The organism is Staphylococcus lloydii, assembly GCF_015775975.1.
GTDB lineage: Bacteria > Bacillota > Bacilli > Staphylococcales > Staphylococcaceae > Staphylococcus > Staphylococcus lloydii.
Window position 1 is genome coordinate 974,882 of record NZ_CP064056.1, and the last position, 20,673, is coordinate 995,554.

The window sequence follows — 20,673 nt, forward strand, 5'->3', positions numbered from 1 at the left end:
TATATGGCTGAAAATATTCAAGCGCGCGTCGATGAATTGCATAAACTGTTAAATCAATACAGTTATGAATATTATGTTAAAGACAATCCATCTGTACCTGATAGCGAGTATGATAAATTATTACATGAGTTAATAGACATAGAGTCACAACATCCTGAATACAAAACAGCAGATTCCCCAACCGTTCGTGTAGGTGGAGAGGCTCAATCTACATTTGAAAAAGTAAATCACGATACGCCAATGCTAAGTTTAGGGAACGCCTTTAACGAAGAAGATTTGCGTAAGTTTGACCAACGTATACGTGAGCAAATTGGTGATATTAAATATATGTGTGAGCTGAAAATTGACGGGTTAGCAGTCTCATTAAAGTATGAAAATGGTAGATTTGTTCAGGGGCTTACGCGCGGAGATGGGACAACGGGAGAAGATATAACCGAAAACCTAAAGACTATCCATGCAATCCCTTTAAAGATTAATAAACCATTAACATTCGAAGTACGTGGCGAAGCGTATATGCCACGTTCTTCATTCTTTAAGTTAAATGAAGCAAAAGAACAAAATGAAGAACAACCATTTGCGAATCCACGAAATGCTGCGGCAGGGTCATTAAGACAATTGGACGCACGATTAGCCGCTAAACGTAAACTCAGTGTATTTTTATATAGTGTAAATGACTTTACTGACTTTGCTGCAGATAGTCAAAACGATGCGCTGAAAGAATTAGATGACTTAGGATTTAAAACGAATCAAGAGCGCAGAAAAGTAAATAATATCGATGAAGTATTAGATTATATAGAATATTGGACGTCCCAGCGTGAATCATTACCTTATGACATTGATGGTATCGTAATAAAAGTTGATGATTTATCACAACAAGAAGAAATGGGTTATACACAAAAATCACCAAGATGGGCAATCGCTTATAAATTTCCTGCAGAAGAAGTTGTAACGCAATTGCTAGATATTGAATTAAGTATCGGACGTACAGGTGTCGTTACACCAACTGCGATTTTAGAACCAGTTAGAGTGGCTGGAACGACAGTTTCTAGAGCCTCATTACATAATGAAGATTTAATTCACGAAAAAGATATACGTATCGGTGATAGTGTCGTTATTAAGAAAGCGGGAGACATTATTCCAGAAGTGATAAACAGTATCGTTGATAGAAGGCCAGATGATGCGGTTCCATATCATATGCCAACACATTGTCCAAGCTGTGACCATGAGCTAGTCAGAATCGAAGGAGAAGTTGCTTTAAGATGTATCAATCCAAAGTGTCAGGCGCAATTGGTAGAAGGATTAATACACTTTGTTTCAAGACAAGCTATGAACATCGATGGATTAGGGACTAAAATCATTCATCAACTATATGATAATAATAAAATTAAAGACGTTGCTGATATTTATTATTTAACTAAGGAAGACTTATTACCTTTAGAGCGTATGGGTGAGAAAAAAGTAGAAAATTTATTGTCGGCAATTGAGCAATCTAAAGGAAATTCATTGGAAAACTTGTTATTTGGGTTAGGCATTAGACATTTAGGTGTGAAAGCAAGCCAAGTCGTAGCAGAGAAATATGGCTCAATTGAGCGTCTTTTTGAAGTTACCGAGGAAGAATTCGTTAGTATTCATGATTTTGGACATAAACTCGCACAATCAATCGTTACTTATTTAGAAAATGACGATATTCGCTCACTAATTGATAAATTACGACAAAAGCATGTTAATATGGAATATAAGGGAGTAAGAACTTCTGATATAGAAGGTCACCCAGAGTTTAAAGATAAAACGATTGTACTTACTGGTAAATTACAACAGATGACTAGAAATGAAGCAGCTGAGTGGTTAGAATTGCAAGGTGCTAAAGTGACTAACAGTGTGACTAAACGTACTGATTTAGTCATCGCAGGTGCGGATGCGGGTTCTAAATTAACTAAAGCAGAGAAATTTGGCACGACAGTATGGTCTGAAGATGATTTTATAAATAAACAAAATGAAATTTCTAATTAGAGGGGATCTTGCATGAAACGGACGTTAATTTTAATTTTATCCGCAATAATTTTATTATCAGCATGTGGCACTAATGACAATGACAAGAAAGACTCATCTAACGATAAACAATCTACGAAAAATGATTCGGGCTCTGTTAAAAAAATTGCTACAGATAAAAATGTTCAAGGCAGCAATTACAGAACGATTTTGCCGTTTAAAGAGAGTCAAAGTCGTGGATTATTACAAGATAATATGGCAAATAGTTATAATGGTGAAGATTTCGAAGATGGATTGTTAGATTTGAGTAAACAAGTCTTTCCGACTAAAGACTACTTATATCAAGATGGGCAATATTTAGATAAAGATACAACGAACGCTTATTTAAAACCGAAATATACTAAAGCCGAAATCGATAAAATGAGTAGCTCTGAACGTAAAGATAAAAACGCTAACGAAAATTTAGGTTTAAACCCTTCACATAATGGTGAAACAGACCCTGAAAAAATAGCTAAAAATTCTCCTGCGTATTTATCAAATATTTTAGAACAAGATTTTTATGATAAAGGCGATACTAAAGGAAAAAATATTAAAGGTATGACAATCGGTTTAGCTATGAATGGTACATACTACTATCAAAAAGAAAAAGATGGAGATACCTTTAGTAAAAAGTTAGATGATAAAGAAATTAAAAAGCAAGGTAAACAAATGGCTAGTGAAATTTTATCAAGATTAAGAGAAAATAAAGATTTGAAAGATATTCCAATTCATTTTGCAATTTATAAACAATCTGGAGAGAACGCAATTATCCCTGGTGAGTTTGTTGCAGGTTCGACTGCTGAAAAAGGTAAGACACGTATTAATGAATGGAAAAACATTAGCCAAAAATCTGTATTATTACCGTCTGATGAAGCGGGAGATATAGACGAAACTTTAAATAATAACTTTAAGCAATTTAACGACAATCTCCAATCTTATTTCAATAACTTTACGCAAGCGGTAGGAACAGTGAAGTTTGAAAATAAAAAAGCAAAATCATTGTCGGTTGATTTACCGATTGATTATTATAGTAAAGCAGAAACAATCGGTATTACACAGTATGTAACGCAACAAGCGGATAAATACTTTAGTGATATAGACGAATATGAAATTCATATCAAAGATGGTAATAATCCAAAAGCATTAATTAGTAAATCAAAAGACGAAGACGAACCAAAAGTTCACATTTATACTAATAGTAACTAAAGATATTATAAAAACACGTTGTCGCATAAAATTTGTGACAACGTGTTTTTAATATTAAAATATAAAGATATTCTATGATGAAGGTATGAAGTCATCTAAATATAAAAAATTGGTCATGCGAAGTATTATAGATTGAATAATCAATGATTTTTAACGAAAAATTTAGATTTTTGGATGAAATTTTGATACAATTTTGTAGTGAATGAGTAAAAGGAGGCTTTTTAATATAATGGCTAAAGTTACACGTGAAGAAGTTAAACATATAGCTAATTTAGCTAGACTTCAAATTTCTGAAGATGAAACGACTGAAATGCAAGAAACATTAGAAACAATTTTAAATTTTGCTAATCAAATCGATTCTGCAAATACAAGTGATATTGAACCCACAAATCACGTACTAGATTTACAAAATGTATTACGTGAAGACAAAGCAGAAGAGGGTATTCCTCAAGAGCTTGCATTAAAAAATGCGAAAGAAACGGAAGATGGACAGTTTAAAGTACCATCTATCATGAATGAGGAGGACGCTTAAAATGACCATCCGTTACGAATCTGTGGAAAACCTAATTAAACTAATTGAAAATAAAGAAATAACACCGTCTCAAATCGTTAATGATATATACGATGCAATCGAAGAGACAGATCCAACAATCAAATCTTTTCTTGCATTAGACAAAGAGAATGCTTTAGCAAAAGCTAAAGAACTTGATGAGTTACAAGCTAAAGGCCAAATTGAAGGTAAATTATTTGGTATTCCTATGGGTATCAAAGATAACATCATTACTGAAGGTGTAGAAACTACATGTGCAAGTAAAATGTTAGAAGGCTTTGTACCGATTTATGAATCAACTGTGATGAATAAATTAAAAGATGAAAATGCAGTGTTAATCGGTAAGTTAAACATGGATGAATTTGCAATGGGTGGTTCTACAGAGACATCTTATTATAAAAAAACAGTTAACCCATTCGATCATACTGCAGTACCTGGTGGTTCTTCAGGTGGTTCAGCTGCAGCAGTTGCAGCAGGCTTAGTACCATTTAGTTTAGGTTCAGATACTGGTGGTTCAATCCGTCAACCTGCAGCTTATTGCGGTATTGTAGGCATGAAACCTACATATGGTCGCGTATCACGTTTTGGACTAGTAGCGTTTGCATCTTCATTAGACCAAATTGGTCCTTTAACACGTAATGTTAAAGATAATGCTTTAGTATTGGAAGCTATTACTGGTGTAGATGAAAATGATTCTACAAGCGCACCTGTAACTGATGCTGATTATTCAGCTGATATCGGCCAAGATATTAAAGGATTAAAAGTAGCATTACCGAAAGAATACTTAGGCGAAGGTGTATCAGAAGATGTTAAATCTGCAGTGAAAGATGCAGTTGAAACATTAAAATCACTTGGCGCAACAGTAGATGAAGTTTCATTACCTAATACGAAATATGGTATACCTTCATATTATGTTATTGCATCATCTGAAGCATCATCAAACTTATCTCGTTTCGATGGCATTAGATATGGTTATCATTCAACAGAAGCTAAATCTTTAGAAGAATTATATAAAATGTCAAGAAGTGAAGGTTTTGGCGAAGAAGTTAAGCGTCGTATCCTTTTAGGTACATTTGCGTTAAGTTCTGGTTATTATGATGCATTTTACAAAAAGTCTCAAAAAGTTAGAACTTTAATTAAAAATGATTTTGATAATATCTTTGAAGATTATGATGTTGTTGTCGGACCAACTGCTCCTACAACAGCGTTTAATATTGGTGAGGAAATTGACGATCCATTAACAATGTATGCGAATGATTTATTAACTACTCCAGTAAATCTAGCTGGTTTGCCAGGTATTTCAGTACCATGTGGACTTTCAAATAATCGCCCAATTGGCTTACAGTTCATTGGTAAACCATTCGATGAGAAAACGTTATATCGTGTCGCTTATCAATATGAAACACAATTTAACTTTCATGATAAATACGAAAAATTATAAGGAGTGGAAATAATGCATTTTGAAACAGTTATCGGACTTGAAGTCCACGTCGAACTAAAAACAGACTCAAAAATGTTTTCTCCATCACCAGCACACTTTGGTGCTAAACCAAATTCAAACACGAATGTTATAGACCTTGGTTACCCAGGTGTTTTACCTGTCGTAAATAGAAGAGCTGTTGATTGGGCAATGAGAGCATCTATGGCTTTAAATATGGATATCGCAACAGAATCTAAATTTGACCGTAAAAACTATTTCTATCCAGATAATCCAAAAGCCTACCAAATTTCACAATTTGATCAACCGATTGGTGAAAATGGTTATATAGATATAGAAGTAGACGGTGAAACAAAACGTATTGGTATCACACGCTTGCATATGGAAGAGGATGCGGGTAAATCAACGCACAAAGATGGTTATTCACTCGTAGACTTAAATAGACAAGGTACACCATTAATTGAAATTGTTTCTGAACCCGATATCCGTTCTCCACAAGAAGCGTATGCTTATTTAGAAAAATTACGTTCTATTATTCAATATACTGGTGTTTCTGATTGTAAAATGGAAGAAGGCTCATTACGTTGTGATGCCAACATTTCATTACGTCCATATGGACAAGAAGAATTCGGAACTAAAGCTGAATTGAAAAACTTGAACTCATTTACTTATGTACGTAAAGGTTTAGAGTATGAAGAAAAACGACAAGAAGAAGAACTTTTAAATGGTGGGGAAATCTTACAAGAAACACGTCGTTTCGATGAATCAAACGGTAAAACAATCTTAATGCGTGTCAAAGAAGGTTCTGACGACTACCGTTACTTCCCAGAGCCAGACATCGTACCACTTTACGTTGATGAAGAATGGAAAGAACGTGTACGTCAAACAATTCCAGAATTACCAGACGAAAGAAAAGAAAAATACGTTTCGCAATATGGCTTACCAGCATATGATGCTCACGTATTAACACTTACGAAAGAAATGTCTGATTTCTTCGAAGGCGCAGTTAAAGAAGGCGCTGATATTAAATTAACATCAAACTGGTTAATGGGTGGCGTTAACGAGTATTTAAATAAAAATCAAATCGAACTTCAAGATACAAAATTAACACCTGAAAACTTAGCAGGTATGATTAAATTGATTGAAGACGGTACGATGAGTAGTAAAATCGCGAAAAAAGTATTCCCAGAACTTGCTGAAAACGGTGGAGACGCTAAACAAATTATGGAAGATAAAGGTTTAGTACAAATCTCTGATGAAGCTACATTACTAAAATTTGTTAATGAAGCTTTAGATAATAATCCACAATCAGTAGAAGACTATAAAAATGGTAAAGGCAAAGCAATGGGCTTCTTAGTTGGTCAAATTATGAAAGCCTCAAAAGGTCAAGCCAATCCACAACTAGTTAATCAACTATTAAAACAAGAGTTAGACAAACGCTAAACATTAAGTGCGTTATTTAACATTATTAAAGTTTAAATCTTATGCCTGTAAGCAATTTATGTTGCTTGCAGGTTACTTATTGTATTAAAAAGTTAGCGCATTATTAAATTGAATAATTTAAATGCTTTCAACTGAACTACAAATACTTTAATATAGATTATGAGTATACTAAGTTGAGGGATAAACTATGAGAAAAAGAGCTAGAATAATTTATAATCCAACTTCTGGTAAAGAGCTATTTAAACGTACGTTACCAGATGTACTAATAAAATTAGAAAAAGCAGGATTTGAAACAAGTGCATATGCAACAGAAAAAATAGGTGACGCTACAATTGAGGCGCAACGTTCTCTTGAAGCTCAATATGATGTATTAATCGCTGCAGGTGGCGATGGTACGTTGAATGAAGTTGTGAATGGTATTGCAGAGCAACCTAACAGACCTAAATTAGGTATTATACCAATGGGAACAGTTAATGATTTTGGTCGTGCCTTACATTTACCTAGCGACATTATGAGTGCTATTGATGTAATAATTGATCAACACACTACGAAGGTAGATATAGGTAAAATGAACAGTCGCTATTTTATTAATTTGGCTGCAGGTGGTCAATTAACACAAGTCTCTTATGAGACGCCTAGTAAATTAAAATCAATTGTCGGACCTTTTGCATATTACATTAAAGGTTTTGAAATGTTACCCCAAATGAAGGCCGTCGATATTCGAATTGAATATGATGATGAAGTCTTTCAAGGGGAAGCAATGTTGTTTTTATTAGGTTTAACAAATTCAATGGCTGGATTTGAAAAGCTAGTTCCTGATGCTAAATTAGATGACGGTAAATTCACATTAATCATAGTGGAAAAAGCAAATCTAGCTGAATTAGGTCATATTATGACATTGGCATCTCGTGGGGAACATACAAAGCATCCTAAAGTACATTATGAGAAAGCAAGCTCAATAAATATATCTTCTTTTACAGATATGCAATTGAACGTAGATGGAGAATATGGCGGAAAGCTACCAGGTAATTTCTTAAACTTGAAACAACATATAGAAGTATTTACACCGAAAGATGTTAAAAATGAAGAATTAACGGAGCAATAAGTAAAAATTATCATCATTTGAGGTTAGGTCACAACATCATTGCAACCTAACCTCTTTTAATTTGGAGTGAATGAGTTGAATACGATTCAAAAAAATGACATAAAAGACGGTGAAGTTATTGATTTAACGCATGAAGGCCATGGCGTCGTCAAAATTGATAACTATCCAATTTTTGTACCTAATGCATTAATAGACGAGAAAATTGAATATAAAATTATCAAAGTTAAAAAGAATTTTGCAATTGGTAAATTAATGAATGTAAAACAAGAGAGTAAGGAACGAATTGAACCGCCTTGTGTTTATTACACAAAGTGTGGGGGATGCCAATTACAACATATGAGTTATCCTGCGCAACTCGCAATGAAGAAAGAACAAGTCGTTAATTTGTTTCATCGTAAAGGTGATTTTAAAGAAACAACGATTAACGATACGGTAGGTATGGATAATCCTTGGCGTTATAGAAATAAATCTCAAATCCCGGTAGGTTTAAGTCACGACAAAAATGTAAAAATGGGTTTTTATCGACAACGTAGTCATGACATTATTGATATGGATGAATGTTTGATACAAGATGACCAACATCAACAAGTGATGAATGTCGTAAAACAATTATTTAATGACTTAAAAGTAAGTATTTATAACGAACGTTCAAAGCAAGGGCTTATGCGTCACGTTGTCATTCGTACTGGCTATCACAGTGATGATTTAATGATAATTTTTGTAACAAACGGTAAAAAATTCAAACAAGCTCCAACAATTATTGAAAAATTGTTAAAAGCATTTCCTAACGTAACAAACATTAAACAAAACATAAATAAAACGCATTCAAATGTAATTATGGGAGATGAATCAATCACGTTATATGGTAAAGATAAGATAGAAGATAGCTTGTCTGAAGTTACTTTTAAAATTAGTGATCGTTCATTTTATCAAATCAACTCTGCACAAACAGAAAAATTGTATCAACTTGCAATTGATTATGCTCAATTATCAGGTGACGAAATCGTTTTAGATACTTATTGTGGGATTGGCACGATTAGTTTATCAATGGCTTCACAAGTTAAACACGTATACGGTGTAGAAGTTGTTCCCGAAGCGATTGCAGATGCGCAGCAAAATGCGACTTTAAACCAATTAGAAAATACTACTTTTGTCTGTGGCAAGGCTGAGGATACTATATTAAAATGGCAACAAGAAGGAATTCAGCCAGATGTTGTCATGGTGGATCCACCTAGAAAAGGGTGCGATGAATCCTTTATTCAAACTTTACTTACTTTAACGCCACAAAAGATAGTGTACATTTCTTGTAACCCTGCAACTCAACAACGAGATGCTGCAATGTTACAAGAAAAATATAAGTTGATTGAGATTACACCAGTCGATATGTTCCCACAAACAACACACGTTGAAACAGTTGCCTTGTTTGAATTGAAATAATGAAATATTTCAAAGTATGTAAAATATTGCAGAATAACTAGGTTTATTAAAATTGGATTACAGGCAATATATTCGATTGAATTTTATTTCTCCACTATCTATAATCAAAGTATAAATAGTTGATAAATACGTTAGGAGGGATATATTGTGTTTAAAATTAGTTTGTTTGATAATAAAAAAATGATGGAACGTTTTGTGATATTACAAATAGCTATTGTAATGATGACGATTTTAATTTCGTATAAAATAGCTTACTTATATACAGATATCATTGAACAAGATATATTGTTTAATGTCATTTATGGCATTTTAGGTCTGGTTGGTGTCGTTATTATACATGAATTAATACACAATATATTGTTTAGAGTTTTTGCGAAAAATTCAGCAAAACCTTCATATCGTTACCATTATGGATTAATTTCAACACATATGCCCGAGACGTATTATAAAAAATGGCAGTATATACTCGTTATGTTAGCGCCACTAGTTGTCTTAACATTTTTATTAATTGTAGCCTTTACGTTTTTATCTTATTCATCAATTATTTTTATCAGTAGTTTCCATATTGGATATTGTCTATTTGATTTATATTTTACGATTGGACTACTAAATAATAATGTTAAATACGTGGAAAATACTGAACAGGGTATTTATTATTACACACAATCGCCTGTCGAAATGCACACAGAATCTAAATAACGTAAAACATTAAAATATAAAGAAACTCCAAAGTGTCGTTAACACATTTTGGAGATTTTTTGTTTAGAACTATAAAAGGCAGTAGTATACTTAAGTTAAATGAAAATTTATCTGAGGGAGGTGAATCTAAATGGGAGAGAGACGTATTATTCATATTGATATGGATTATTTTTTTGCACAAGTAGAAATGAGAGACAATCCAAAGTTGCAAGGAAAACCTGTTATTGTTGGCGGTAAGGCCAGCGGTAGAGGTGTAGTTTCAACAGCGTCTTATGAAGCGAGAAAATATGGCGTGCATTCAGCTATGCCAATGGTACAAGCCCATAAATTGTGTCCTGATGGTTATTATGTCACACCAAGATTTGAAGCTTATAAGGAAGCCTCAAATATCATAATGGAAATTTTCAAAAGCTATACAGAGATTGTAGAGCCATTATCCTTGGATGAAGCCTATTTAGATATTACACACCTCGTGCGACAAGATTTGCCAGCTTCGCATATTGCACAATATATACGTCGTGATATAACTGAGCAAACTGGATTAACTGCCTCTGCAGGTGTATCGTATAATAAGTTTCTAGCTAAATTAGCGAGTGGCATGAATAAACCCAATGCGTTAACTGTTATTGACTACAATAATGTCCATGATATTTTAATGAATTTAGATATAGGGGAATTTCCCGGCGTCGGTAAGGCGTCAAAACAAAAAATGCATGATAATAACATATTCACCGGCCAAGATTTGTACAATCAAAGTGAACGAGAATTAATTAGATTATTTGGGAAAAGAGGGCATGGCTTATACAATAAAGCGCGTGGGATTGATCATAATCCAGTTAAGCAAACGCGCATACGTAAGTCGGTAGGGACAGAGCGTACATTTGCTACTGATGTTAATGACGACGAGCAAATATTACAAAAAATTTGGGAATTAAGTGAAAAGACTGCGACTAGACTCGCTAATTTACAAAAATCAGGAAAAACAGTCACAGTAAAAATAAAAACGTACAAATTTGAAACTTTTTCAAAACAAAAAAGTTTAAGAGAAACTGTACGTTCAGAAACGGATATTTATAATATTGCATATGCATTATATACAGACCTTAAAGAACCAGAGATTCCAATAAGATTAGTAGGCGTAACGGTAGGGAATTTGGAAAAATCCACTTATGAAAACATGACAATATATGATTACTTGTAAACGGCTAATCTTTGTCTTTCAGTTGTTTTCCATATACGTTAAGCATCGTTGCTAAATTATCGTAATGCTTTAACAAGCGAAATGTTATCATCGCGCAAGCTTTTGCATCATTTAAAGCATCGTGATGCCCGTGAAAATCTAAATTATAAAATTGCATCATATGATTTAAGCCATAACGGTGATTGTTTATAGTACGACGTGCTAATTGAAGCGAACAAAAATAAGTCATACTCGGCGTCTCTTGACCACATGATTTGATACTCTCATGAAGTACGTTCATATCGAAAGCAGCATTATGAGCTACTACAGGCAAGCTATCAATAAAATCTAACATGTATGGATAAACTTCTGTAAAAGTAGGGGATGCTTCTACATCTTGTGGATGGATGCCGTGAACGGCTATATTTTGTTGTGAAAAATAATCATTAGGATTAACTAACGTATAAAAAGTTTCGACAATTTCATGGTCTACTACTTTTACCATTCCTACAGAACAAATACTTGTTCTCTTACCGTTAGCTGTTTCGAAGTCCAATGCTACAAATGCATTTTCAGACATTACAATACTTCCCTTCATAAAAATAGATGATAAAACAAATATTGTTTTACCATATTTCGAGTGCATCAAGTACTTTTATTATATAATAAAAAATAAGGATGACCATAGGCAAGATAAAATACTTATATAGAGATATAAGCGTAATCTATAACCTAAGTTCAACCTTAATAAATATTACTAACTAAAGCATGTATTAAATTTATTCTTCATCAAATGAGCGTGCAGCAAGCTCTTTTTCATATAAATATAAAGTATTATGATCATCGCCAATACGATTTAAATAGTCGATGTGTGTTTCAAACATAGATTCTTCTTCTACTTGTTCGTCTAAGAACCAGTTTAAGAATGAAATTGTAGCATAATCTTTATCTTTATTTGCAATATCAGATAAATTATAAAATCTACGTGTAACATCTTGTTCTTGAGCTAAGCCATCTTCAAACGTTTCTAAAATACTGCTAAATTCTGATTTAGGTGCAGATATTGCTGAAAATTCAGCGTGTTCACCGCGGTCATTGATATAGTCATAGATTTTCTTACCGTGGAAACGTTCTTCTTTAGCTTGTTGAATATAGAAATTAGCAAAACCTTCGTAAGATTGGTTATCACAGTAAGCTGCCATAGCCATGTATGCATGCGCTGCATAGTATTCATGATTCATTTGTTCATTTAATGCATTTAATAATTCTTTATTTAACATTAGTAACAGGCCTCCTATACTTGGTTGATATAAGTATAGCAAATCTATTCTCATTAGTAAATAATAATTATTATAATCTGGAATAGATTCAATATTTTTAATTGAGAATGCTATAGAAAGAAAAAAAGACGTGTTATAATATTTTGTGCGAGTAATTTAGGGAGGTTAATTATGAGACATTGGACAGCTAAAACTTTGGCAAAGCTAGCACGTAAAGCTAGTAGAGCAGCAGGTAAAAAAGGTACTGATTTACCTGGCCAAGTTGCAAGAAAATTAGATAAAAATATATTAAGAAATTTAGCTACGACTGTAGATGAAATAGTATTTATAAGTGGTACCAACGGGAAGACAACCACATCAAATTTAATTGGCTACACATTAAAAGAAAATAATATTGATATTATACATAATAATGAAGGTGCCAATATGGCTGCTGGTATTACATCAGCATTTATTGTTCAAAATAACAAGAATACAAAAATAGCAATCATCGAGATAGATGAGGGGAGTATCCCTAGAGTATTAAACGAAGTAACACCTACCATGATGGTGTTTACTAACTTCTTTAGAGACCAAATGGACCGTTTTGGCGAAATTGATATTATGGTAAATAATATCGCTCAAGCTATTAGTAATAAAGGCATAAAGCTGTTATTAAATGCTGATGATCCGTTTGTTAGTAGATTAAAAATAGCTAGTGAGCATGTTTTATACTATGGAATGCAAAAGCATGTACATGAATTCGAGCAAAGTACGATGAATGAAAGTAAATATTGCCCTAACTGTGGTCGCTTATTACATTATGATTATATTCACTATAATCAAATAGGACATTATCATTGTGAATGTGGATTCAAAAGAGAACAACCTAAATACGAAGTCACGAACTTTAATTTATCACCATTCATAGATATGGAAGTTAATAACGCCAAATTTGATATGAAAATAGCCGGTGATTTTAATGCTTATAATGCCTTAGCGGCATATTCAGTATTAAAAGAATTAGGGTTATCTGATGAATCCATTCGTAAAGGCTTTGAATCTTATACTTCACATAATGGAAGAATGCAGTACTTCAAAAATAGCCAAAAAGAAGCCATGATAAATCTCGCTAAAAATCCTGCTGGTATGAATTCAAGCCTATCAGTTGGTGAACAAATTGAAGGCAATAAGGTCTATGTCTTAAGCTTAAATGACAATGCTGCTGATGGACGTGACACTTCTTGGATTTATGATGCCGATTTTGAAAAGCTTTCTAGACAATCTATAGAAGCCATTATTGTTACAGGTACAAGAGCTGAAGAACTACATTTACGATTAAAATTAGCCGAAGTAGAAGTGCCAGTTATTGTCGAGAAAGATATTTATAAGGCAACTGCACTATCAATGAACTATAATAGCTTCACTGTAGCAATACCAAACTATACCTCTTTATCGCCAATGTTAGATCAATTAAACCGCTCATTTAAGGAGGACAAATAGTATGAATGAATTAAATATCTATCATTTTATGCCAGATAAACTAAACTTATATAGTGATATAGGTAATATCATTGCCCTCCGTCAAAGAGCTAAACTTAGAAATATAAAAGTTAATGTTATTGATATTAATGAAACCGAAGGAATTACACTAGATGATTGCGATATCTTCTTTATCGGCGGTGGAAGTGATAGAGAACAATCACTTGCTACTAAAGAATTAAGTAAAATTAAAACAATTTTAAAAGATGCGATAGAAGATGGTATGCCTGGTTTAACTATTTGTGGTGGTTACCAATTTTTAGGTAGTAAATATATTACGCCAGATGGTACAGAGTTAGAAGGGCTAAATATTTTAGACTTTTATACTAAGTCACAAAAAGATAGATTGACTGGAGACATCGTTATTGAAAGCGAAACATTCGGTACTATAGTAGGATTTGAAAATCATGGTGGAAGAACGTATCATGATTTTGGTACATTAGGAAATGTTACTCACGGTTTTGGTAATAATGATAATGATGCCAAAGAAGGTATTCATTACAAAAACTTATTGGGTACTTATTTACATGGTCCAATTTTACCGAAAAACCATGAGCTTACTGATTATCTATTAACTAAAGCTTGCGAACGTAAGGGTATACCATTTGAACCTGTAAAAGTCGATAACGAAATCGAAGAAGCGGCTAAACAAGTAATCGTAGACCGAGTTAAAAAGTAAATAAATATAAAAAAGCCAATCAACAATATTAAATACGTTGATTGGCTTTTTAGTTAATTAATATAGTAATTAAGCGTATCTATCATCTAGAATACGATAAATTAATAATATCTCATATATGATATGACTTTTAAGTTGATGTGCGTCAAATTCATCTAGATATTTAACGGAGTTTTTCAATATTGAGGCACTTTTCTTTTCTCTTTCGAAATGACCAGTCGCAATAATTTGATTAATATTATTAGCTATTTTAAGTATTGCCAATTTTTCATTGTTATCAAAATAAACAACTGTTTTTTTAGGTAAATAAATAATGTTCGATAGATGCGAAATAAATAATCTGTCTGTAGTTGCTAAAGTTTGAAATTTTTTAAATTTAATCCAATCTGTTTCGTCATATTTGTGGTAAGATAATTCGTCGGATTGATAAGATAATAAGGCTTCGATTTTTTGTGTCGCTATTATTAATTTATTATATTTTTTTATCGAAGATTCTGATTTAAATTGACTTAATAATAATTCTTGCATTCTTTCGCTATATAAAGCATACATTTTTTCTTCAGTATCACGTAATAAATTTTCGATTTGTTCATAATATTTAGGCGGTAAAATTATGAAATTAACTAATGCTGCTGTGCCTAAACCTATTACTGCCGTTAATAGTCGTGAAAAGAAATTGAAGATATATGCTTCATGTATACCGGGAATCATAGCCATGGCAGTTAATGTTGCTACTGTTGTACCCGCATGTAAGTTTAATTTAGTACAAACTAAAATTGTAAATGTGGTAGCAAATGCATAAGAGAATGGAGATTGATCTCCAAAAAGAAATGTAAATAATACTGCGAATAATGCGCCAATTACAGTTGCAGGTAACCGTCTATATCCTTTTTTTATGGAGGCTTTTGCAGTAGGTTCTATTGTAACAACCGCGGTTAATATAGCGAATATGGGGTTGAGATTTAACAGCATACAAAATAAGGCCGTTAAAAATGTTGCTAAGCCAGTTTTTAAAGTCCGAGCACCGACTATTCTTTTATACCATTTATCATTCATAAGAAAATCTCCATTTTGTAATTAAGTTATTGTTAATGTGTGTAATTTAAAATACGATAATGTTAAACTATATATGCTTAAATACTGTCTATTATTATAACAAAAAAATCTGCTATAATAATAATTAAGATAAATTATTTAAAAAGGAACGGGATAAAATGATTGTTAAAACAGAAGAAGAATTAGCAGCTTTGAAAGATATTGGTTATATTTGTGCGCTCGTTAGAGACAAAATGCAAGAAGCTACAGTTGTAGGAATTACTACAAAAGAGCTTGATGATATTGCTAAAGATTTATTTGAACAACATGGTGCCATTTCTGCCCCAATACATGATGAAAACTTTCCAGGACAAACTTGTATTAGCGTAAATGAAGAAGTGGCTCACGGCATACCTGGTAAAAGAGTAATTCGCGAGGGCGACTTAGTTAATATTGACGTATCTGCACTTAAAAATGGCTATTATGCTGATACAGGTATTTCATTTGTAGTCGGCGAAGCTGATAATCCATTAAAACAAAAAGTGTGTGATGTTGCATTAGAAGCATTCGAAGCTGCAATGACAAAAGTTAAACCAGGCACTAAATTAAGCCAGATTGGTAGAGCAGTCCATGCAACAGCACGCAAAAATAATCTTACAGTTATTAAAAATTTAACTGGGCACGGCGTCGGTCAATCATTACACGAAGCACCAAGCCATGTAATGAATTATTTTGACCCTAAAGATAAAACTTTACTTAAAGAAGGTACAGTATTAGCTGTTGAACCATTTATTTCATCAAATGCTACATATGTATCAGAAGGTAAAAATGAATGGGCATTTGAAACGAAAGATAAAAGTTTTGTTGCACAAATTGAACATACAGTTATCGTTACAAAAGACGGCCCATTATTAACTACCAAAATTGATTAACTTTCAATGTTAGGTCTAAAGTCCTAATATAAAATGGTTCCGGAGCCTATTAAAATGGTTCCGGTAATTTTTTATAATGAAACCTAATCAATGATGAGGTGGTTTCATGAACTATATAACGACATATTTAAATGACATTTGTAAAAACACATATGAAATAGGTTTAAAATCATACAAAGAAAAATTAGATTTAAAATTAGAAAGCATCGAAAATTATATAGCTTATCTAATCGAGAAAAAAGAACGAATTCGTAATATGATTGACAGCTTGACACTAAAATTAGAAAATAAATACATCGATATGATAGATTACACACACGTGAATTGTGCTCAAGAAATTAAAAACAATGAAATCGATTCAATCAAAGCAATGCTTAATAAAATGGAAGCAGACTATGCACGTATTGAAGCAGATCTATCACAACAAGCCGAAGAAAAAATCAATACAGAAACTGAATGTGATTTTATCGAACGCATAAGTTTAGTCGCTTAAAGAAGGGTGGCGAATCATGACACACAAATATATATCGACAGAAATGTTAATAATTTTTACAGCATTAATGATTATAGCCAATTTTTACTACATATTTTTTGAGAAAATTGGCTTTCTACTTGTGCTATTACTTGGGTGCATATTGGTTTATATAGGATATGTATATTTTCATAAAGTAAGAGGTTTGTTATCTTTCTGGATAGGGGCTTTGCTCATAGCATTTACCCTACTATCAAATAAATATACGATTATCATTTTATTTATCTTTTTAATCGTCTTGATTATTAGATATTTAATTTATAAATTTAAACCATTCAAGATTATTGCTTCAGAGGAAGAAGTTGAATCTCCAGAATTCATTAAACAAAAGTGGTTTGGAGAACAACGTACGCCGGTATATGTTTATAAATGGGAAGACTTACAAATTCAACATGGCATTGGTGATGTATACATTGACATGACCAAAGCAGCCAACATTAAAGAAAACAACACGATCGTCGTGAGACATCTTATAGGGCGTACACAAATAGTCGTTCCTTTAAACTATAATATTAATTTTCACTTTACTGCTTTATATGGGAATGCTTATATAAACGAACAATCTTATAAAGTTGAAAATACAAACATTAAAATTGTGGAAAAGACAAAAGAAGAAAATTATACTGTAAATATTTATCTTTCAACGTTTATAGGGGATGTCGAGGTGATTTATAAATGAATCACTACATAAGAGCTATAGGTTCAATGTTGATATTAGTATACAGTACGTTAATTGCATTTTTTTTTATAGACAAAGTATTTGTTAATATCATGTACTTCCAAGGTATGTTTTATACACAAATATTTGGGATACCAGTGTTTCTATTTTTAAATTTATTGATCATATTTTTGTGTATTATAGTGGGTTCGGTGTTAGCTTATAAGATTAATCAACAAAATCATTGGCTACAGCGCCAAATAGAACGCTCAATAGAAGGGCAAACGGTCGGTGTAAATGATCAAGACATAGAACTGTACAACGAAACTATTGAGTTATACCATACACTTGTACCTTTAAATCAAGAAGTACATAAACTTAGAATGAAGACACAAAACTTAACGAATGAATCATATAATATAAATGACGTAAAAGTTAAGAAAATTATTGAAGACGAACGTCAAAGACTAGCCAGAGAATTACATGATTCCGTGAGTCAGCAATTATTTGCTGCTAGTATGATGTTGTCCGCTATAAAAGAAACCGAACTCGCACCGCCATTAGATCAACAAATACCAACTTTAGAAAAAATGGTGCAAGATTCTCAATTAGAAATGAGAGCTTTACTCTTACATTTAAGACCTATTGGCCTAAAAGATAAGTCATTAGGTGAAGGGATTAAAGACTTAGTAACAGATTTACAGAAAAAAGTACCGATGAAAGTCGTACATGATATTGAAGATTTTTCAGTACCAAAAGGTATAGAAGATCATCTGTTTAGAATAACGCAAGAAGCGATTTCTAATACATTACGTCATTCAAAAGGAACTAAAGTTACAATAGAGCTATTTAATCAAGCCGATTACTTATTACTACGTGTACAAGATAATGGTATAGGTTTTAATGTAGATGAAAATACTGAACAAAGTTATGGTTTAAAAAATATGCGTGAACGTGCATTAGAAATAGGTGCAACATTCCATATTGTTTCTCTACCCGATTCAGGTACAAGAATAGAAGTGAAAGCGCCATTAGACAAGGAGGAATTGGATGCCAATTAAAGTTTTATTTGTTGATGATCATGAAATGGTACGTATTGGGATATCAAGTTATTTATCAACACAACCAGATATTGAAGTAGTAGGAGAAGGAAAGTCAGGTAAAGAAGCGATTGAATTAGCGCATGAATTAAAACCCGATTTAATTTTAATGGACTTATTGATGGATGATATGGATGGGGTAGACGCTACTGCTCAAGTAAAAAAAGATTTACCACATATCAAAGTTGTAATGTTAACAAGTTACATTGAGGATAATGAAGTGTATCGTGCTTTAGACTCTGGTGTTGATAGTTATATCTTAAAAACAACGAGTGCAAAAGACATTGCAGAAGCAATACGTAAAACACAAAATGATGAATCTGTTTTTGAAGCAGAAGTTTTAGTGAAAATGCGAAATCGTATGAAACAACGTGCAGAATTATATGAGATGTTAACTGAAAGAGAAATGGAAATTTTATTACTCATTGCTAAAGGCTATTCTAACCAAGAAATTGCTAGCGCCTCTCACATTACCATCAAGACAGTAAAAACGCATGTTAGTAATATATTAAGTAAATTAGAAGTTCAAGATAGAACACAAGCTGTTATATACGCTTTCCAACATAATTTAATTCAATAAGAATATAAAAACACCTCAAACAGCTTTAGCGCTGCTTGAGGTGTTTTGTATTGTGGTTGATGCGTTATCAGTATTACTCTGTAGTATTACCATTATTATTTTTTTCGATTTCTTTCATAGAGCGTTCTTCAGGTGTCATACCGCGAATGACTTTACGTTGATGAATAATAGCATTAATTTCGGCACCTATAATTATAATGAAACCAGTAATGTATAACCAAAACATTAAAATAATAATACCTGCGATACTACCATAAGTTTTAGAATAGTTACTGAAGTTAGAGACGTAAATACCAAATAAATATGAACCTACTAAGAACACAATAGTAGCAAAGATTGAACCTGGAATAACAGATAACATTTTAATTTTAACGTTAGGCGCTAACGTATATAACAACATAAATGCAACAAAGACGATGATGAACGGTAATATGATGCGCAGTGTCTCAAAAAGCCATTGTATTTCATCAGTTAATCCTAATGGTCCGAAAAGTAATGAACCAATTTGTTCGCCAAATGCTGGTAATACCATCGCAAGTGGGAAAACGATTGCTAATACTAAAGTGAATAAAACACTTAATAATTTAGATACAATAAAATTACGACTATCTTCAACATCATAAGCGACGTTGAAAGAATTCATTAGTGCAGTCATACCATTAGACGCTGACCAAAGCGCTAAAATCAAACCGATAGACAGTAAGCCGCCACTGGCATTACCCATGATGTCAGTGATTAGTGATGATGCTTCCCCCTTATAGCCATAAGGTATATGTTCACTAATCATCGTTTGTATTGTCTTTTGTTTAACACCTACGACAGGTACAATAGATAATAAGAAGATAAGCATAGGGAAGAGTGACAGCATGAAATAATATGACAGTTGTGCAGATAATCCCGATGCGTCATCTTTACCTATACGATAAACCAAATAAGAAAAGAAATTTGGGTTTTTAGTATACTTAGCCGGTTTGTTTATACGTGATACAAAAAATGCTTGATCATCTTTCTTTGTATCTTTTGATTGAAATTCTGTTGGTGCAATATATGTACGATCTTTATCTAATTTTTTACTTTTAGATTTTTCTTCTGAATTTTTATTGTCCTCTTTTTCTTTAACAGAGTTCAAAAAATTAGAAGCGGTTTCTTTTTTCTTTGACATATCTAATCTCCTTTAAAATTGCTTTGTAATTAATAATATACTTTAAAAATAAATTGAGGTAAATATGTAAAAGTCATATTTTAATCGCCTAAAAATAAAAGATACTAA

The 20,673-nt window shown here is 32.5% G+C and carries 20 protein-coding genes; 16 read left to right on the plus strand and 4 right to left on the minus strand.

Annotated features, from left to right (window positions below; all coding sequences use genetic code 11):
* Positions 1-3 precede the first annotated feature (3 nt).
* The 9 genes from ligA (at position 4) to dinB (ending at position 11,107) form a co-directional block, all read left to right on the plus strand.
* Positions 4-2,010 carry an NAD-dependent DNA ligase LigA gene (gene ligA / locus ISP08_RS04635; RefSeq protein ID WP_195719470.1) on the plus strand — a complete coding sequence of 669 codons (2,007 nt, stop codon included), beginning with the start codon at positions 4-6 and terminating at the stop codon, positions 2,008-2,010.
* A 12-nt stretch (positions 2,011-2,022) separates the two neighbouring features.
* Positions 2,023-3,234 (plus strand): CamS family sex pheromone protein, encoded by a 1,212-nt coding sequence (locus ISP08_RS04640; protein WP_048793259.1) that lies wholly within the window; start codon positions 2,023-2,025, stop codon positions 3,232-3,234.
* A 229-nt stretch (positions 3,235-3,463) separates the two neighbouring features.
* Positions 3,464-3,766 (plus strand): Asp-tRNA(Asn)/Glu-tRNA(Gln) amidotransferase subunit GatC, encoded by a 303-nt coding sequence (gatC, locus tag ISP08_RS04645; protein ID WP_048793258.1) that lies wholly within the window; start codon positions 3,464-3,466, stop codon positions 3,764-3,766.
* Between the two features lies 1 nt (position 3,767).
* A complete protein-coding gene (gene gatA / locus ISP08_RS04650; protein ID WP_195719469.1) occupies positions 3,768-5,225 on the plus strand; it encodes an Asp-tRNA(Asn)/Glu-tRNA(Gln) amidotransferase subunit GatA in 1,458 nt (485 codons plus the stop codon).
* A gap of 12 nt (positions 5,226-5,237) precedes the next feature.
* On the plus strand, positions 5,238-6,665 hold the full coding sequence (gene gatB, locus ISP08_RS04655; protein WP_048793256.1) for an Asp-tRNA(Asn)/Glu-tRNA(Gln) amidotransferase subunit GatB: 1,428 nt from the start codon (positions 5,238-5,240) through the stop codon (positions 6,663-6,665).
* A 187-nt stretch (positions 6,666-6,852) separates the two neighbouring features.
* Positions 6,853-7,770, plus strand: coding sequence for a diacylglycerol kinase (locus ISP08_RS04660; RefSeq protein WP_195719468.1), 918 nt, complete (start codon positions 6,853-6,855; stop codon positions 7,768-7,770).
* A 75-nt stretch (positions 7,771-7,845) separates the two neighbouring features.
* Positions 7,846-9,207 carry a 23S rRNA (uracil(1939)-C(5))-methyltransferase RlmD gene (gene rlmD, locus ISP08_RS04665; protein WP_195719467.1) on the plus strand — a complete coding sequence of 454 codons (1,362 nt, stop codon included), beginning with the start codon at positions 7,846-7,848 and terminating at the stop codon, positions 9,205-9,207.
* Between the two features lie 147 nt (positions 9,208-9,354).
* Entirely contained in the window at positions 9,355-9,906 is a 552-nt protein-coding gene (locus ISP08_RS04670; protein ID WP_195719466.1) for a DUF3267 domain-containing protein, read from the plus strand.
* Positions 9,907-10,036: 130 nt separating this feature from the next.
* Positions 10,037-11,107 carry a DNA polymerase IV gene (gene dinB, locus ISP08_RS04675; protein WP_195719465.1) on the plus strand — a complete coding sequence of 357 codons (1,071 nt, stop codon included), beginning with the start codon at positions 10,037-10,039 and terminating at the stop codon, positions 11,105-11,107.
* 4 nt (positions 11,108-11,111) lie between these two features.
* Here dinB and ISP08_RS04680 read toward each other — a convergent pair whose 3' ends face one another.
* Both ISP08_RS04680 and ftnA read right to left on the minus strand, forming a co-directional pair.
* On the minus strand, positions 11,112-11,666 hold the full coding sequence (locus ISP08_RS04680) for a 3'-5' exonuclease (protein WP_048793251.1): 555 nt from the start codon (positions 11,664-11,666) through the stop codon (positions 11,112-11,114).
* Between the two features lie 199 nt (positions 11,667-11,865).
* A complete protein-coding gene (gene ftnA, locus ISP08_RS04685) occupies positions 11,866-12,366 on the minus strand; it encodes an H-type ferritin FtnA (RefSeq protein WP_048793250.1) in 501 nt (166 codons plus the stop codon).
* Positions 12,367-12,537: 171 nt separating this feature from the next.
* Between ftnA and murT the strand changes: the two genes are divergently transcribed.
* Together murT and gatD are read left to right on the plus strand one after the other, a co-directional pair.
* Entirely contained in the window at positions 12,538-13,848 is a 1,311-nt protein-coding gene (murT, locus tag ISP08_RS04690) for a lipid II isoglutaminyl synthase subunit MurT (protein WP_195719464.1), read from the plus strand.
* A 1-nt stretch (position 13,849) separates the two neighbouring features.
* The gene (gene gatD / locus ISP08_RS04695) at positions 13,850-14,566 is read left to right on the plus strand and encodes a lipid II isoglutaminyl synthase subunit GatD (protein WP_195719463.1); all 717 of its coding nucleotides are present in this window, start codon (positions 13,850-13,852) and stop codon (positions 14,564-14,566) included.
* Between the two features lie 69 nt (positions 14,567-14,635).
* Here the strand turns inward: gatD and ISP08_RS04700 are convergent, their stop codons facing one another.
* Entirely contained in the window at positions 14,636-15,622 is a 987-nt protein-coding gene (locus ISP08_RS04700) for an FUSC family protein (RefSeq protein WP_195719462.1), read from the minus strand.
* Positions 15,623-15,780: 158 nt separating this feature from the next.
* On the opposite strand from ISP08_RS04700, the gene map reads away from it, so the two are divergent.
* From map to vraR, 5 genes are all read left to right on the plus strand, one after another.
* Positions 15,781-16,533 carry a type I methionyl aminopeptidase gene (gene map, locus ISP08_RS04705; RefSeq protein WP_195719461.1) on the plus strand — a complete coding sequence of 251 codons (753 nt, stop codon included), beginning with the start codon at positions 15,781-15,783 and terminating at the stop codon, positions 16,531-16,533.
* 106 nt (positions 16,534-16,639) lie between these two features.
* On the plus strand, positions 16,640-17,026 hold the full coding sequence (locus tag ISP08_RS04710) for a hypothetical protein (RefSeq protein WP_048793245.1): 387 nt from the start codon (positions 16,640-16,642) through the stop codon (positions 17,024-17,026).
* Positions 17,027-17,042: 16 nt separating this feature from the next.
* The gene (gene vraT / locus ISP08_RS04715) at positions 17,043-17,744 is read left to right on the plus strand and encodes a cell wall-active antibiotics response protein VraT (protein WP_048793244.1); all 702 of its coding nucleotides are present in this window, start codon (positions 17,043-17,045) and stop codon (positions 17,742-17,744) included.
* Entirely contained in the window at positions 17,741-18,784 is a 1,044-nt protein-coding gene (vraS, locus tag ISP08_RS04720; RefSeq protein ID WP_061855636.1) for a sensor histidine kinase VraS, read from the plus strand. Before vraT ends, vraS begins: the two co-directional genes overlap by 4 nt.
* A complete protein-coding gene (vraR, locus tag ISP08_RS04725) occupies positions 18,774-19,403 on the plus strand; it encodes a response regulator transcription factor VraR (RefSeq protein ID WP_048793242.1) in 630 nt (209 codons plus the stop codon). The genes vraS and vraR overlap by 11 nt, the downstream gene beginning before the upstream one ends.
* A gap of 73 nt (positions 19,404-19,476) precedes the next feature.
* On the opposite strand, the gene ISP08_RS04730 is transcribed toward vraR, so the two are convergent.
* The gene (locus tag ISP08_RS04730; protein ID WP_195719460.1) at positions 19,477-20,565 is read right to left on the minus strand and encodes a YihY/virulence factor BrkB family protein; all 1,089 of its coding nucleotides are present in this window, start codon (positions 20,563-20,565) and stop codon (positions 19,477-19,479) included.
* Positions 20,566-20,673 lie beyond the last annotated feature (108 nt).